This window comes from Aeromicrobium sp. CFBP 8757, from assembly GCF_014841755.1.
Lineage (GTDB): Bacteria > Actinomycetota > Actinomycetes > Propionibacteriales > Nocardioidaceae > Aeromicrobium.
The window spans coordinates 165558-180339 of record NZ_JACYUM010000003.1; the positions used below are offsets into that span (position 1 = coordinate 165558).

At 68.5% G+C, this 14782-nt stretch carries 15 protein-coding genes; all 15 read right to left on the reverse strand.

Going from position 1 to position 14782, the window contains the following annotated elements; translation table 11 throughout:
- Positions 1 to 248: 248 nt before the first annotated feature.
- Positions 249 to 1115, reverse strand: coding sequence for a hypothetical protein (locus tag IFT73_RS10405; protein ID WP_192167572.1), 867 nt, complete (start codon positions 1113 to 1115; stop codon positions 249 to 251).
- Positions 1115 to 1768, reverse strand: a complete 654-nt coding sequence (locus tag IFT73_RS10410) for a hypothetical protein (RefSeq protein ID WP_192167573.1) — start codon at positions 1766 to 1768, stop codon at positions 1115 to 1117. The genes IFT73_RS10405 and IFT73_RS10410 overlap by 1 nt, the downstream gene beginning before the upstream one ends.
- Entirely contained in the window at positions 1738 to 2970 is a 1233-nt protein-coding gene (locus tag IFT73_RS10415; RefSeq protein ID WP_192167574.1) for an MlaD family protein, read from the reverse strand. Before IFT73_RS10415 ends, IFT73_RS10410 begins: the two co-directional genes overlap by 31 nt.
- The gene (locus tag IFT73_RS10420) at positions 2967 to 4406 is read right to left on the reverse strand and encodes an MCE family protein (protein WP_192167575.1); all 1440 of its coding nucleotides are present in this window, start codon (positions 4404 to 4406) and stop codon (positions 2967 to 2969) included. The genes IFT73_RS10415 and IFT73_RS10420 overlap by 4 nt, the downstream gene beginning before the upstream one ends.
- Positions 4406 to 5623 carry an MCE family protein gene (locus IFT73_RS10425; RefSeq protein WP_192167576.1) on the reverse strand — a complete coding sequence of 406 codons (1218 nt, stop codon included), beginning with the start codon at positions 5621 to 5623 and terminating at the stop codon, positions 4406 to 4408. Before IFT73_RS10425 ends, IFT73_RS10420 begins: the two co-directional genes overlap by 1 nt.
- Positions 5620 to 6597: an MCE family protein gene (locus tag IFT73_RS10430; protein ID WP_371811235.1), complete on the reverse strand. Its 978-nt coding sequence runs from the start codon at positions 6595 to 6597 to the stop codon at positions 5620 to 5622. Before IFT73_RS10430 ends, IFT73_RS10425 begins: the two co-directional genes overlap by 4 nt.
- Before the next feature lie 23 nt (positions 6598 to 6620).
- Positions 6621 to 7715 (reverse strand): MCE family protein, encoded by a 1095-nt coding sequence (locus tag IFT73_RS10435; RefSeq protein ID WP_056606079.1) that lies wholly within the window; start codon positions 7713 to 7715, stop codon positions 6621 to 6623.
- Entirely contained in the window at positions 7712 to 9163 is a 1452-nt protein-coding gene (locus IFT73_RS10440; protein ID WP_192167578.1) for an MCE family protein, read from the reverse strand. The genes IFT73_RS10435 and IFT73_RS10440 overlap by 4 nt, the downstream gene beginning before the upstream one ends.
- Positions 9164 to 9166: 3 nt before the next feature.
- Positions 9167 to 9931 carry an ABC transporter permease gene (locus IFT73_RS10445; RefSeq protein ID WP_197984051.1) on the reverse strand — a complete coding sequence of 255 codons (765 nt, stop codon included), beginning with the start codon at positions 9929 to 9931 and terminating at the stop codon, positions 9167 to 9169.
- A 65-nt stretch (positions 9932 to 9996) separates the two neighbouring features.
- Complete coding sequence (locus tag IFT73_RS10450; RefSeq protein WP_197984055.1) at positions 9997 to 10704, reverse strand: ABC transporter permease; 708 nt, start codon at positions 10702 to 10704, stop codon at positions 9997 to 9999.
- A gap of 65 nt (positions 10705 to 10769) precedes the next feature.
- Positions 10770 to 11720: an ABC transporter ATP-binding protein gene (locus IFT73_RS10455; RefSeq protein ID WP_056606069.1), complete on the reverse strand. Its 951-nt coding sequence runs from the start codon at positions 11718 to 11720 to the stop codon at positions 10770 to 10772.
- 342 nt (positions 11721 to 12062) lie between these two features.
- A complete protein-coding gene (rplL, locus tag IFT73_RS10460; protein WP_056606066.1) occupies positions 12063 to 12452 on the reverse strand; it encodes a 50S ribosomal protein L7/L12 in 390 nt (129 codons plus the stop codon).
- Positions 12453 to 12506: 54 nt separating this feature from the next.
- Positions 12507 to 13172, reverse strand: coding sequence for a 50S ribosomal protein L10 (rplJ, locus tag IFT73_RS10465; protein WP_056606063.1), 666 nt, complete (start codon positions 13170 to 13172; stop codon positions 12507 to 12509).
- A 312-nt stretch (positions 13173 to 13484) separates the two neighbouring features.
- Positions 13485 to 14198, reverse strand: a complete 714-nt coding sequence (rplA, locus tag IFT73_RS10470; RefSeq protein WP_056606060.1) for a 50S ribosomal protein L1 — start codon at positions 14196 to 14198, stop codon at positions 13485 to 13487.
- 94 nt (positions 14199 to 14292) lie between these two features.
- Positions 14293 to 14721: a 50S ribosomal protein L11 gene (rplK, locus tag IFT73_RS10475; RefSeq protein WP_056606059.1), complete on the reverse strand. Its 429-nt coding sequence runs from the start codon at positions 14719 to 14721 to the stop codon at positions 14293 to 14295.
- Positions 14722 to 14782: the final 61 nt, after the last annotated feature.

The following is a 14782-nucleotide window of genomic DNA, read 5'->3' on the forward strand; positions in this document are numbered from 1 at the left end:
GGCTCGTGAGGTCGTGCTCCGCGCACGCCAATCGACCCCGGTCAAGGGGCGCCTGTCCGACTCGATCAGGAGAAGGGCAGGACAAGGCGAGCGCGAAAGTTCAGTGTAACCCGGGAGCCACGCCGAAGCAAGGGCGGGCCTTGACAACGGGCCGCAAATAGGTGACGCTATTTGGCTTTTCGCTCCGGCTCGGCGCTTTCGGCCTGCAACGGCAACGAATACGCGAGGCCGACGTCAGGCAACCGGTGTCACAGCGCGCGGATGTTCGCGACGCGCCAGCCGTCGTCGCCCTTGACCATCGACACCTTGATGCGGTTCGCGAAGACGGTGGGCTGCGTCGCGTCGCCCACGAGCCGCGCCTGGTCGACGAACACCAGCACCTCGGCCTTGCTCGACGAGCAGTCGTCGCCGCACGGCAGGGCGGCCGCCTCGCGAGCGGCGGCCTCGACGACGATCTTGCGCTGCGGCGCGAGCTCGGTCAGGGCCGGCGCGATCTTGTCGAACTCCTTGGCGAACGTCGGCGTCATGAGTGCCTTGGAGGCCGTCAGGTGCTGGTCGAGCTCGTCGTAGCGGTACGAGAAGATCGTCTCGGCGGCGCTCGCGGCCGCCGACGACGCCTGGCGGTCCGTCGTGTCGAGGTCGTCCGACGACCCCGGCGGGTCGACGAGCAGGAAGACGCCGACGACCAGCGAGGCCAGCGCCAGCAGCGTCGCCGGGACGAGCCACAGCAGGTCGCGCCGGGCGGGCCGCGACGCGGGGCGCTCGACGTCGGTCGACCGCTCGGCCGACGCCGCCGATCGCGTCGGCACCTTCGGGGCGAGGGGACGCGCGACCGCCGGGCGGCGGGCGGCCGGGGCCGCCCCGGTGGCCGGCGTCTCCTCCGTGGTCGATGCCGTCTTCGCACTCGGCGCCGTCTTCGCGCTCGGGGTCTTCTTCGCGCTCGGGGCCTTCTTCGCGCTCGGGGCCTTGGTGACACCGGCGCCCGCTGCCGGCACGGGCTTGGGGGCGACCGGCTTGCGGGCGACCTTCTTGGCCGGGGCCTTGGCGGCCGGGGTCGCGGGAGGCGCCTCGCCGGCGATGCGCCGGCGGCGGACGGGTCCGTTCGACTCGCTCATCACTGACCTCCGTCCGTCGTCGGTGCCGGTGTCGTGGGCGACGGCGTGGTGGGCGCGGAGTCGCTCGGGACCGGCGTCGTCGCGGACGGATCGGTCGGGGCGGGTGTCGCCTGGGCGTCGACGGAGGCGACGCTCTCGAAGTTGGACACGAGCCACTCCCCCTTGGTCTGCGTGAACGTGACCTTCCAGCGGAAGAAGCGCTTGACCGCCGCGGCGTTGTCGGTGTTGGTGATCGAGGCGTCGACCGCGACGATCGCCGTCGCCGAGTCCTGGTCGATGCTGTCGATCGCGACGCCCTGGACCTTCGCGTCGCCGCTCTTCTGCTGCTTGGTCTCGAGCGCCCCGAAGACCGCGTTGGTGATCTCGACGAACTGCTTGTCGTACGCCGGGGTCAGCAGGCCCTTGAGGCGGGCCTGGTAGTCGGCGAGGTCGGCGACGTCGTACGTGTTGTACGCGACCGCGAAGTCGTTGGCCCGCGAGGCCACCTGGTTGCGCGCCGCCCGGTCGTCGTCGCCGCCGCCGATCCGCGGCAGCACCAGCGCACCCACGAGCGCCAGCACGAGCCCGAGGGCGAACGTCCCGGCGAGGATGCGGATGACGAGGGGGCGGGCGGACCAGCCGGTCAGCGGGTCACCGGATCGCTCAACAGCCACTTCCAGGAGTCCTTTCCGGTTGCCGTGGGTCCGTCGTACGTGACGTTCCCGGCGGCGGAGCGGCGCAGCTCGGTCTTCGACGGCTGGCGCGCGATCGTGTTGTCGTCGACCTTACAGTCCGTGTTCACGTCGAACGGGATGTCGCCGATCTGTCCCTCGGGCTGACGCTTGCGGTAGCCCGAGGCGTCGCCGCCGTCCTTGACGTAGGAGCAGGTGGGGGTCGTGTCGGTCAGCACCAGGCCGAACTTGGCGTTGTACTCACCCGTCTCCTTCGAGCCGGCCGTGTCGGGCACGAGCGCCGTGAACGATCCCTCGAGCAGGTAGGGGTACAGGATGAACACGGCCTGCAGGCCGAGCACGTTGTCGGCCAGCGGCTTGTTGGCGATGACGAGGTCGCGCACGGCGTTGCCGAGGTCGGTCGAGTTCTCGTCGACGACGGCATCGACGGTCGCCGCCGCGTCGCCACCCTTGTCGAGCAGACGTCGCAGATCGGGGTCGGCATCGACCAGCGTGCCCGACAGCAGCGCCAGGTTCTTGGAGAACGTCGCGATCGAGTCGCTCTTGTCGATCTGCGTCTGGAGCACGCTGTCGGAGTTGCGGATCAGCGATCGCGTCACGTCGATGTTGTCGTCGGCGGCCTTGATGAACTCCGACGAGGTGTCGAGGATCCGCGCGAGGTCGGGACCGGCCCCGTCGAAGGCCTGGCCGAGCTCGTCGACGACGGTGCGCAGGTTGTCGGTGTTGACCGACGTGACGACGTTGTTGACGTCGACCAGCAGGGTCGTGGTGTCGATCGGGATGCGGGTGCGGTCCTGCGGGATCGCCGAGCCCGCCGCGAGGTACGGCGCCGTCGCCGACCGGGGCTGCAGGTCGATGTACTGCTCGCCGATCGCGGACTTGTTGGCGACGATGGCCTCGACGTCGGCCGGGATCTGGGGGGCGCTCTTCTCGATGTCCATCGTGGCGCGGACGCCGCCGGCCTCGAACTGCAGGCGGCTGACCTTGCCGACCGCGATGCCGCGGTACGTGACCTGCGCGCCGGCGAAGATGCCGCCGGAGTCGCTGAACTGCGCCGAGATCGGGTAGCTGCGATCGACGACCAGCCGGTCGAGCTGCGCGTAGCGGCCTCCCACGAACGTGCCGCCGATGACGGTCACGATCGCGAAGATGATGAGCTGGATCTTGGTCAGCCTGGTGATCACGGGGCCACCGCCGGTTCGATGAAGAGGGCTTCGAGATCGGCCGATGCCGCGGAGGCCGCCGGCGCCCGGCAGGTGCCGAACAGCGAGCACAGGAAGCCGCCCGACGAGGATCCCGACGACGGGGGCGTCGTGGGGGCCGGGGTCGTGGCCGCGCTCGACGGCTGGCCGCCGCCACCTCCGCCGGACCCGGAGCCGCCGCCCGAGGAGGGCTGCCCCAACCCCGGGAGACCGGAGCCGCCCGGCATCAGGTCGTTGACGAGGTCGCGCAGACCGTCGGTGGGATCGGCGCCCGGGTCGAGCTGCGGGACGTCGGGCGTGGCCGGGACGTCGGACGCGCTCGGCGAGGTGCCGCTCGGCAGGACGTTCGTCAGGTCGAAGTCGCCCAGGATGTTGGTCAGCTGCTCGACCCCCAGGTTGAGCTTGACCGACAGGTTCGCGAAGTCGCCGAAGCAGGCGCCTTCCTTGATCTCGGCCTGTCCCGGTGCCTTATCCTGGCAGCGTCCGGTGGCGGCGGCGACGCTGCCGCCGACGAAGCCGTCGGTGAACGGGAACGACAGCAGCGCCTGCGTCGACGTCGCGAGGTCGTCGCCGGCCCGCGTCAGGTTAGTCAGCGTCGGCACGAGGGCCTTGAGGTCGGCGACCGTGTCGGCCTTGGAGTCGCGGATGACACCCGTCGCGACGTCGCCCAGTCGGTCGAGCGACTGCAGCAGGCCGACGAGCTCGTCGCGCTGGTCGTTGACGACCCGCAGCGCCTCGGGCAGCTCGTCGAGCGCACCCGTGATGGCGTCGGTCTGGTCGTTGGCCGCGATCGAGAGCCGGTTGACCTTCTCCAGCGACGTCAGCAGCGCTTCCTTGTTCTGGTCGAGCTGGCCGATGAACTCCGACGTCGTCGACACGAGCTCGCGGATCTCGGGCTCGTTGCCGCCCAGCGCGTTGTTCAGCTCGCGCACGATCGTGTTGGTCTTCTCGAGGCCGCCGCCGTTGAACAGCAGGGACGCGGCACCGAGCACCTCCTCGACCTCGGGGTTGCGGCCCGAGCGGTCGAGCGGGATCTCGTCGCCGTTGCCGAGCGAGCCGACCGGACCGTTGGTCGGCGGCGCCAGCGAGACGAACTTCTCGCCCAGCAGGCTGGTCTGGCGGATCGTGGCGATCGCGTTGTCGGGCAGCTTCGCGTCGCGGTTGATCTCGACCGTCACGAGCGCCGTCCAGCCCTCGAGCTCGATGTCGGTCACCTTGCCGACCGCGATGTCGTTGACCCGCACGGCGCTCTGCGGCACGAGGTCGAGGACGTCGCGGAACTTGATCTTGACCGAGTAGGGGTCGTTGCCGAGGTCGGCACCGCCCGGCAGCGGCAGCTGGTACGGCGAGAAGCCGCACCCGCTCAGGACCAGCGTGCCGGCCAGGGCCATCACGCCGCCGACGATCCGTCGTCTCATCACTGCACCGCCAACATGTCGGCGACCGAGGAGTTGACCTTCTCGATCCGGGGAGCGGGGGTCGTGCTGGCCGCCGCGGCGCGGGGCAGGTCGGTCGCGGCCGCGCCCGGGGTGGCCGAGCCGCCGGTCAGGCCGCCGGTGAGGCCGCCCAGGAGGTCGGTCAGCGCCGAGCAGCCGGTCTCGGTGGGGGCCTGGCCGAGGATGTTGCACAGCAGGCCCGCCGGGTCGCCGAGCGTGCCGGAGATCAGCTCGGGGATGTCGGCGCGGGTGTCGAGCGTGCCGGTCGTGCCGTTGTACGCCAGCGCGACGTTCGACAGGGCCGTGGGCGCCGCGATCGTCGCCTGCTCGAGCTCGTCCTTGCGCTGGGCCAGGACGTTGGCCAGCGAGGCGATGTTGTCGACGTTGCCGCGCAGGGCGCTGCGGTTCTCCTTGACGAGCCCGTTGACGTCGACCAGCGCCTTGCTGAGCGCCTCGAGCGTGCCGGCGAGGTCGTCGCGCTCGCCCGCCAGCACCGTCGAGACCTCGGCGGTGCTGTCGTTGAACGCACGGACCGACTGGTCGTTGGTCTTGAGCAGCGTCACGAAGTCGTTGACCTCGCGCAGGCCGCCGAACAGCTCGTCCTTGTTGTTCGACAGCGTCGTGCTGAGCTTGCCGAAGTTCTTCAGCGTCTCGTTGAGCTGCGCGCCCTGGCCGTCGAGCTGGGCCGCGGTGCCGTCGACGAGCTGGCTGAGCGGGCCCTCGGCGGCGCCGTCCTTGGGCCCAAGGGCGACCGAGAGGTCGTCGAGCGACTGGTAGACCGCGTCGAGCTCGACCGGCACGGCGGTGCGCTCGACCGGCAGGAAGGCGTTGTCCTTGAGCGCAGCTCCCCCGTCGTAGGCCGGTGCGAGCTGGATGAAGCGGTCGCCGACGATCGAGGGCGACACCACGACGGCCTTGACGTCGGCGGGCAGCTTCTGCTGGCCGTCGTAGGCGATCTTGACGCGGACGACCTGGCCCCGCGGGGTCAGGCTCTCGACCGTGCCGACCTTGACGCCGAGGATCTTGACCTCGGAGCCCTTGTAGACCGAGTTGGTCTGGTCGAAGTCGACCGTCAGGTAGCGCTTGCCGTCGCCGTTGTTGAGGAACAGCAGGGTCGCTGCGATCAGCAGCAGGACGATGACGGCCACCAGGACCTTGGAGAAGCCCGCGAAGCGCTGGGCGATGGACGAGTTCGTCATGGCGTGGCCACCTTCGGCGTCAGTGCATCGGTGAGCTGTTCGCCCAGCCCCGACAGCGACGTCAGGCCGCCGAGGTAGGTGTCGAACCACGGGCCCGTGCCGAGCGCGTTGGCGAACACCGTCGTGAAGCCCGGGTAGACGCGCAGCGCCTCGTCGATGCTGGCCTCGTTCTTGCGGAGCATGTCGGTCACGGTGTCGAGCTGCTTGAGCGCGGGCAGGAGGTCCGACTTCGTGTCCTTGACCAGCCCGCGCAGCTGGGCCGAGATGGTCTGCGTCGCCACCAGCAGGCGGTGGATCGAGTCACGCCGGGCGCTGATCGCCTGGAACAGCGTGTCGGCGTCCTTGAACAGCGTGACGAGCTGGTCGTTGCGGCTGTTCAGCACGCTCGAGACCTTCTTGAGGTTGACCAGCAGCGTGTTGATCTGCTCGTCGCGCGCCGCGAGGTTGCGGGACAGGTCGGACACGCCCTTGATGGCCCCGCGGAACTCCTCGGGCGTCTGGGCCGAGATCTCGCCGAGCGTCGTGAGCGCCTCGGACAGCTGCGGGATGTCGAGCTGGTCGGTCGTGCGGCTCAGGTCGGAGAAGGCCTGCACGACGTCGTACGGCGCGACGGTGCGCGCGAGCGGGATCGTGCTGCCCTGGGGCAGCTGCCCCTTGCCCTCGGGGGTCAGCGCGAGGAACTCGGCGCCCAGCAGGGTGCGGATGCGGATGTCGGCACCGGTCTGGGGACCGAACCGGGTGCCCTTGTCGATCTTGAAGGTCACCCGCACCTTGTTGCCGTCGAGCGCGATGTCCTGCACCTTGCCGACCGAGACGCCGGCGACGCGCACCTCGTTGCCGGTCTTGAGCGAGCCGATCTCGGCGAACTCGGCGTGGTAGACGTCGCCGCTGCCGATGATCGGCAGGCGGTCGGCGCGGAAGGCGCCGAGCATCATGGCGGCGATGATCGTCAGGCCGATCAGGCCGATGATCACCGGATTGCGTTCGCGGAAGGGTTTCATCGGTCGTACCCCGGCTGGTCGCATCGTTGGCCGCCGACCTTGACGCCGGGGCCGGTGAGGTCGAGCTTGGTCTCGGGGACGATCGTCGTCGGGCCGAGCGTGATCGGCGGGATGGTCAGGCTCCCCTTGAGCTCGCAGAGGTAGAAGTTGAACTCGCTGCCCGACGACGCCAGCACCCCGAGCTTGGAGGTCTTGATCGGCAGGATCTGGATCGCGTTCGAGATCGTCGACAGGTTGCGGTCGGACGACAGGTTCTTGGTCAGTCCGTTCAGCTGCTTGATGTCCTCGGTCAGCGCGGGACGTCCCTGCACGAGCAGGTCGGACGTCTCGTCGGTGAGGTCGGAGATCGAGTCGACCGAGTCGAGGATCGCGTTGCGGTCGTCCTTGAGCCCCGTCACGAACTGCTGCAGCGTGTCGATCGTGTCGGTCAGCTCCTGGTCGCGCGAGCCGACCGTGTCGAGCACGGTGCTGAGGTTGGTGATGACGTCGCCGATCAGCTGGTCGCGCCCGGCCAGGGTGCTGGTCAGCGACGACGTGCGGGCCAGCAGGTTCTCGACGTTGCCGCCCTCGCCCTGCAGGGTCTGGACGATCTCGAAGGCCAGCTTGTTGGTGTCGTCGGGCGACAGCGCCTGGAACACCGGCTTGAAGCCGTTGAGCAGCACGTTGAGGTCGAGCGCCTCCTTGGTGCGCGACTCCGGGATCGTGCTGTCGGGCTTGAGCACCGTCTTGGCGCCGTCGGCGCCCTGCGTCAGCGCGATGTACCGCTGGCCCACGAGGTTGCGGAACTTGATCGTGGCATTCGTGTTGGCGGTCAGCGGGACGTCGGAGTCGACGCCGAACGTCACGCGCGCCCGGTCGCGATCGACGATCTCGATCTTGGAGACCGAGCCGACGGCGACACCGGCGATGCGGACGTCGTCGCCCTTGGCCATGCCCGTGACGTCGGAGAAGATCGCCCGGTACTGGTTGCGGTCGCCGAACGAGCCGTTGCTGAGGGTCAGCGCGAGCACGAGCGTCGACAGACCGGTGAAGGCGAAGAAGAAGCCGAGCTTGACGGCCGCTCCCATGGACTCGCGATCGATCTGCTTCATCGGGCGGTCACCGCCGCTCCTCGCAGGACGGGGCTGATCATCAGCGAGCCGATGTCGGGGACGTCGGTCGGCGACATGCCCAGCGAGGCGCCCAGGAAGACGTTGAGCTCGTCGCGCTCGCTGGCCGAGTCGACGCCCTCGGCGCTCGGCTTGACCAGGTTCTCGAGCTCGAGGCTCGAGGCCGCCGTGCGGTTCTGCGCGAAGTCGCCGTCGGCTCCGACCGAGCCGAACTTGGAGTGCGCCCGCTTGACGCCGACGAGCTTGTAGACGTCGGCCGGCACCGTGAACGGATTGGCCTGCGACGACACCTTCTCCTGCTGCGCCCGACCCTTGTTGATCTCGTTGAGGTCCAGGCACGACGGGGACGCGGCGTTGTCGGCGTTGATGTCCTTGCCGTTGCGGGCGCCCGGGCCCGACGACGCGCGGTCGAAGTCGGCCTTCGACACGTCGACGTTCTCGTTGGCGCTGTAGGCGTTGGGCTGCTCGATCAGCTCGACGTCGATGTGCAGCGTGCCGCCGCGGAACGCGCTGTCGAGACGCGGGATGAGCGTCGACATCGACTTCAGGAAGCACGGGAACGTGACGGAGTAGTCGCCCACCATCTCGAGCACGGGTCGGCTCTCCTTCGCCAGGCGCTTGAGGTTGTCGCCGTTGTCCTGCGTGAACGTCGTCAGGGTGTCGGCCAGCTGCGTGCCCTCGTCGAAGAAGGCGGCCAGCTGGGCCTTCTTGGCCACGATCGTGTTGCCGGTGACGACGGTGTTGCGCAGCACGCGGCCGAGATCGGGCAGCGCCGCGGTGTAGACGTCCGAGACCGTGCCGAGCTTGGTCAGGTCGGTCACGAGCTGGGGCACGTCGGGGTTGACCTTCTTGAGGTAGGAGTTGGCCGTCACGAGCGTCTCGCCCAGCTGCGTGCCACGACCGTCGAGGGCCGACGAGACCGCGCTGAGCGTGTACGACAGGCTCGCGGGGTCGACGGCCTCGAGCAGCGGGTAGAGGTCGTTGAGCAGCGTCTCGACCTCGATCGGCACGTCGGCCTTCGTGATGGTGTCGCCGGCCTGCAGCGTCTGGCCGCCGTCGGTGCCGCCGGTCGGGGGGATCAGCGCGACGTACTTCTCGCCGAACAGCGTCTTCGGCACGAGCTGGGCCGTGACGCCCTTCGGGACGCTGTCCATGAGCTTCGGGTTCATGCCGAGGACCAGCTTGACGCCGTCGCCGTCGGGCTCGACCTCGCGGACCTCGCCGACGATCATGCCGCGCAGCTTGACGTCGGCGTTGCGGGGCAGGTTGACGCCGGTCGTGTCGGTCGTGAGGGTCACGTTGTCGTAGTCGACGAAGGCCTTGGTGAAGAAGGCGTACGTGACCCACAGGAAGAAGATCACCATCGCCACGAAGGCGGCGCCGAGGATCTTGAGCGACGAGGGGCGCTCGAGGACGGGAGTGCGTGCCATGGGTCAGCCTGCCAATCTGACGGTCACGTTGGTTCCCCAGATCGCCATCGAGGCGAGCAGGTCGACCACGTTGATGGCCACGATCGAGGTGCGCACGGCCAGGCCCACGGCCACGCCGACGCCGGCGGGGCCGCCACTGGCGTAGTAGCCGTAGTAGCAGTGGATCAGGATCACGACGACCGCGAAGATCAGCACCTTGGCGAACGACCACAGGACGTCGCTGGGCGGCAGGAACGTCGTGAAGTAGTGGTCGTACGTGCCGGCGCTCTGGCCGTTGATGCGGGTCACGGTCAGCCTCGTCGCGAAGTACGACGACAGCAGGCCGACGATGTAGAGCGGGACGACGGCGATCAGGCCCGCGATCACGCGGGTCGTGACCAGGAAGGGCATCGACGGGATCGCCATCGTCTCGAGGGCGTCGACCTCCTCGCTGATGCGCATCGCGCCGAGCTGGGCGGTGAAGCCGCAGCCCACCGTGGCCGCCAGGGCGATGCCCGCGACGATCGGGGCGATCTCACGGGTGTTGAAGTACGCCGACACGAATCCGGTCAGGGCCGAGGTGCCGAGCTGGTCGAGCGCCGCGTAGCCCTGGATGCCGACCTCGGTGCCGGTGAAGAAGCACATCGCGGTGATGACGCCGACGGTTCCGCCGATGACCGCGAGCGAGCCCGAGCCGAGGGTCACCTCGGCCAGGAGCCGCAGGATCTCCTTCTTGTAGTTGGTCAGCGTGCGCGGGACCGACTTGACGACCCGGATGTAGAACAGCATCTGCCGCCCGAGGCCGTCGAGGGCCCCGGCGGGCTTCTGGTAGATCGCTGCGAGATTGGCCACGATCACATCCCCTTCGGTGGGACGAGCTGGATGTAGATCGCCGAGATGAAGAAGTTGACGATGAACAGCAGCGTGAACGTGATGACGACGGCCTCGTTGACGGCGTCGCCGACGCCCTTGGGGCCACCCTTGGCGTTCATGCCCTTGTAGGACGCGACGATCGCCGCGAGGAAGCCGAAGATCAGCGCCTTGACCATGCCCTGGTACATGTCGGGCAGCTGGGCCAGCGCCGTGAACGAGGCGAGGTACGCCCCCGGGGTGCCGTCCTGCAGGACGACGTTGAACACGTAGCCGCCAGCGACGCCGACGACCGTGACGACGCCGTTGAGGAACACCGCGACGAGCATGCAGGCCAGCACGCGGGGCACGACGAGTCGCTGGATCGGGTCGATGCCCAGCACCATCATGGCGTCGAGCTCCTCGCGGATGCGCCGTGCGCCGAAGTCGGCGGCGATCGCCGATCCGGCGGCTCCGGCGATCAGCAGGGCGCAGGCGATGGGCCCGGCCTCACGGACGACCGCGAGCACGGCGGCCGAGCCGGTGAACGACTGCGCGCCGAACTGCTTGATCAGGCCGCCGACCTGCAGCGCGATGACGGCGCCGAACGGGATCGCGACGAAGGCCGTCGGCACGATCGTGACCTTGACGATGAACCAGGCCTGGAGCAGGAACTCCTTAAGCTGGAAGGGTCGGCGGAACAGCGCGACCATGACGTCCAGGGCGAACGCGAAGAGATTGCCGGCGACCCGTGCGGGCCCGGTGACGACGCTGACGCTCACGCGGTGACAGCCTCGGCGTCACGGGCGAACGACCCGGGGGGCGGGGTGACGCCGTTGTCGCGGCACCAGGCTCCCGGCTCGCGCTGACCGCGGCGCGGACGACCGTCGGACGTCTCGAGCTGCATCGGGACGGGCGGCAGGGCCGGCATCGCGATGCCGGCCTCGGAGGCCAGCTCGGAGGCGTCCTTCTCCTCGCTCATGCCGATCGGGCCGACGGTCTGCGCGTTGAGGAACTGGGCCACGACGGGCTCCTCGGACGTCAGGAGCATCTCGCGGGGGCCGAACATCGCCAGGTGCTTGTGGTAGAGCAGGCCGATGTTGTCGGGCACGCGGCGGGCCGTGTTGATGTCGTGGGTCACGATCAGGAACGTCGCGTCGATCTGCGCGTTCAGGTCGATGAAGAGCTGGTTGATGTACGAGGTGCGCACGGGGTCCAGACCCGAGTCGGGCTCGTCGATCAGGAGGATCTCGGGGTCCAGCACCAGCGCACGGGCCAGACCCGCGCGCTTGCGCATGCCGCCGGAGATCTCGCCGGGCAGCTTGCGCTCGGCGCCGACCAGACCGGTCAGCTCCATCTTGTCCATGACGATGGAGCGGATCTCGGACTCGGACTTGCGGGTGTGCTCGCGCAGCGGGAAGGCGACGTTGTCGTAGAGGTCCATCGAGCCGAACATCGCGCCGTCCTGGAACAGCACGCCGAACAGCTTGCGGATCTCGTAGAGGTCCTTCTCCTTGCAGTTCGCGATGTCGACGCCCTCGATGAACACGTGGCCCGAGTTGGGCTTGAGCAGACCGATCAGGGTCTTGAGGAACACCGACTTGCCGGTGCCCGAGGGGCCCAGCATCACGGAGATCTCGCCGGCCGGAAGCGTCAACGTGACGTCGTTCCAGATGACCTGGCTACCGAACTTCTTCGTCAGACCCTCGACGACTACTTCAACGCCCACGGACGGCCCCTCCTTGCTTACCGCGGATGCCGGACGATGCCGGCAGGACTTCCCCCTGCCCGCGCTGCATGTGATCGCGGACACAGAACTAACGAGAGAACGCAACCTGGGTTACGCCCTCCGGTCCAGATGGTGACTCGCCGGTAACCATCGCGGACCTCAGGAACATACCCCAGGTAACTCCGAGTCACAATCGTGACCGGAGTCACGCCCAGACTACGAGACGATCCGCGCCACCACCGGATGAACTCGCACATCGGGACCTCGTGCCCTGGTCCGGACATGACGAACGGGGCGCCCCTTCCGAAGAAGGGACGCCCCGCTCAGTGTGTCAGCTGCAGGTCACTTGACCGTGACGCTGGCGCCGGCGGCCTCGAGGGCCTCCTTGGCCTTGTCGGCAGCTTCCTTGTTGGCCTTCTCGAGGACGGGCTTCGGCGCACCCTCGACGAGGTCCTTGGCCTCCTTGAGTCCGAGACCGGTGATCGTGCGAACTTCCTTGATGACCTGGATCTTCTTCTCGCCGGCACCCTCGAGGATGACGTCGAACTCGTCCTGCTCGGCGGCGGCGTCGCCACCGGCAGCGCCGGCCGCGGCGGGGGCCGCAGCGGCAGCGACAGGAGCGGCCGCGGTGACGTCGAACGTCTCCTCGAACTCCTTGACGAACTCGGAGAGCTCGATGAGGGTCATTTCCTTGAATGCATCCAGCAGATCGCCGGTGCTGAGCTTCGCCATGGTGGCGTCCTTCCGTTATGAGACCCCGAGGGGGTCCCGATGTGAATCGGGCGTTCAGCCCTCGGTCGTCTCGGCGTCGGCAGACGCTTCGACAGGTGCGGCGTCGGCGGGTGCCTCGGCCGGGGAATCGGTCGCCTCGTCGGCCGCGGGGGCCTCGTCGGCGGCTTCGGCTGCGGGCTCGGCGCCTGCAGCCAGGATCGACGGATCGCCCTCGGCCTTCGCCTGCAGGGCACCCAGCACACGGGCGGCCTGCGACAGCGGGGCCTGGAACAGCGACGCGGCGTTCGAGAGGCTGGCCTTCATGCCACCTGCGAGCTTGGCGAGGAGGACCTCGCGCGACTCGAGGTCGGCCAGCTTCGTGATCTCCTCGGCGGAGAGGATGTTCCCGTCGAGGAACCCTCCCTTGATGACGAGGGGGGTGTTGGCCTTCGCGAAGTCGCGCAGACTCTTCGCTGCCAGCACCGGATCGCCCTTGATGAAGGCGATCGCGGTCGGACCGACGAGCAGCTCGTTGTCGAGCTCCACTCCGGCGTCCTTGGCGGCGATCTTGGTCAGCGTGTTCTTGGCGACGGCATAGTTCACGTCCTCACCGAGCGAGCGGCGCAGTTCCTGCAGCTGCTTCACGGTGAGACCGCGGTACTCGGTGAGAACTGCGCCGTTCGACTCACGGAAGTTGTCCGCGAGCTCGGCAACGGCAGCAATCTTTTCCGCGTTGACCATGGGTCTCCTTCCAGCACATGGGTCCGTACCTCGACTGCGATCCCATGTGCGTACACGGGCCCGACACGAAAAAACGTCCCGGGCACAGGGCCACGGGACGCAACGTGCTGCATCTGGTTCGTGATCCTGCGCGGGCCGCCCTTCCGGGCGCTTCGAGCGACTCGTGGAGTCACCAGCCAGCGGTCTTCGGCACCTTCAGGATAGGGCACCGCCCACGCCCCGACCAAATCGCCCCGTCGGCGGGACGGCTGCGGACGCAGGACGCCCCCGCGGCCACGGGGGCTGCGGGGGCGTCCGGGTGACTCGCGGGCGTCAGGACTCGTCGGCCGCGTAGTTCTTGGTGCGGTTGGGATCGACGGGGACGCCGGGACCGTTGGTCGTCGACACCGTGATCTTCTTGACGTAGCGACCCTTCGAGCTGGCCGGCTTGATGCGCAGGACCTCGTCGAGGGCCGCGCCGTAGTTCTCGGCGAGCTGCTCGGCCGAGAACGAGGCCTTGCCGATCACGAAGTGCAGGTTGGCGTGACGATCGACGCGGAACTCGATCTTGCCGCCCTTGATGTCGCCGACGGCCTTGGCCACGTCGGGCGTGACGGTGCCCGTCTTGGGGTTCGGCATCAGGTTGCGGGGGCCGAGCACGCGACCCAGGCGACCGACCTTGCCCATCATGTCGGGCGTCGCGACGACGGCGTCGAAGTCGAGCCACCCGCCGCTGACCTTCTCGACCATGTCGTCCGAACCGACGAAGTCGGCTCCGGCCTCACGAGCGGCGTCGGCGTTGGCGCCGGTGGCGAAGACCAGGACCCGTGCGGTCTTGCCCGTGCCGTGCGGGAGGTTGACGGTGCCGCGCACCATCTGGTCGGCCTTGCGGGGGTCGACGCCCAGACGCATGGAGACGTCCACCGTCGAGTCGTACTTCTTGCTGCCCGACTCCTTGGCCAGCGTCGTGGCCTGGAGGGGGGTGTAGAGGTTGTCCTTGTCGATCTTCTCGGCGACCTCGCGGTACGCCTTGCTGTGCTGTGCCATCTCTGGTGATCCTTCTGCGTCGTGACCAGTCGTGGTCGGTACGGGCCCAGCCGGCCCTGCCACTAGTGGTGCGGTGTGTGGTGCGAGGCGGACGTCAGTCCGTCGTGACGCCCATCGAACGGGCGGTGCCCTCGACGATCTTCATCGCGGCATCGATGTCGGTCGCGTTGAGGTCGGGGAGCTTGGTCGTGGCGATCTCGCGGATCTGGTCCTTGGAGATCTTGCCGACCTTGTCGGTGTGCGGCACGGCCGAGCCCTTGCTCAGACCGGCGGCCTTCTTGATCAGCTCGGCCGCGGGCGGCGTCTTGGTGACGAAGCTGAAGGTGCGGTCCTCGTAGATCGTGATCTCGACCGGGACGACGTTTCCGCGCATGGCTTCCGTGGCCGCGTTGTAGGCCTTGCAGAACTCCATGATGTTGACGCCGTGCGGGCCGAGCGCGGTACCGACGGGCGGTGCCGGGTTGGCCATACCGGCCTGCAGCTGCACCTTGACGATGGCTGCGACTTTCTTCTTGGGAGGCATTTCTCGGGTCCTTTTGATGAGTGGTGCTGGTGGTGCGTGGCCGAGCGGGGCTCAGCCGGCG

Coding starts and splice junctions, on each gene's coding strand:
- IFT73_RS10405 (WP_192167572.1), bottom strand. CDS start 1,115: ATGAGCGAGTCGAACGGACCCGTCCGCCGCCGGCGCATCGCCGGCGAG.
- IFT73_RS10420 (WP_192167575.1), bottom strand. CDS start 4,406: ATGAGACGACGGATCGTCGGCGGCGTGATGGCCCTGGCCGGCACGCTG.
- IFT73_RS10425 (WP_192167576.1), bottom strand. CDS start 5,623: ATGACGAACTCGTCCATCGCCCAGCGCTTCGCGGGCTTCTCCAAGGTC.
- IFT73_RS10435 (WP_056606079.1), bottom strand. CDS start 7,715: ATGAAGCAGATCGATCGCGAGTCCATGGGAGCGGCCGTCAAGCTCGGC.
- IFT73_RS10440 (WP_192167578.1), bottom strand. CDS start 9,163: ATGGCACGCACTCCCGTCCTCGAGCGCCCCTCGTCGCTCAAGATCCTC.
- IFT73_RS10445 (WP_197984051.1), bottom strand. CDS start 9,931: ATGCTGTTCTACATCCGGGTCGTCAAGTCGGTCCCGCGCACGCTGACC.
- IFT73_RS10450 (WP_197984055.1), bottom strand. CDS start 10,704: ATGGTCGCGCTGTTCCGCCGACCCTTCCAGCTTAAGGAGTTCCTGCTC.
- rplL (WP_056606066.1), bottom strand. CDS start 12,452: ATGGCGAAGCTCAGCACCGGCGATCTGCTGGATGCATTCAAGGAAATG.
- rplJ (WP_056606063.1), bottom strand. CDS start 13,172: ATGGTCAACGCGGAAAAGATTGCTGCCGTTGCCGAGCTCGCGGACAAC.
- rplA (WP_056606060.1), bottom strand. CDS start 14,198: ATGGCACAGCACAGCAAGGCGTACCGCGAGGTCGCCGAGAAGATCGAC.
- rplK (WP_056606059.1), bottom strand. CDS start 14,721: ATGCCTCCCAAGAAGAAAGTCGCAGCCATCGTCAAGGTGCAGCTGCAG.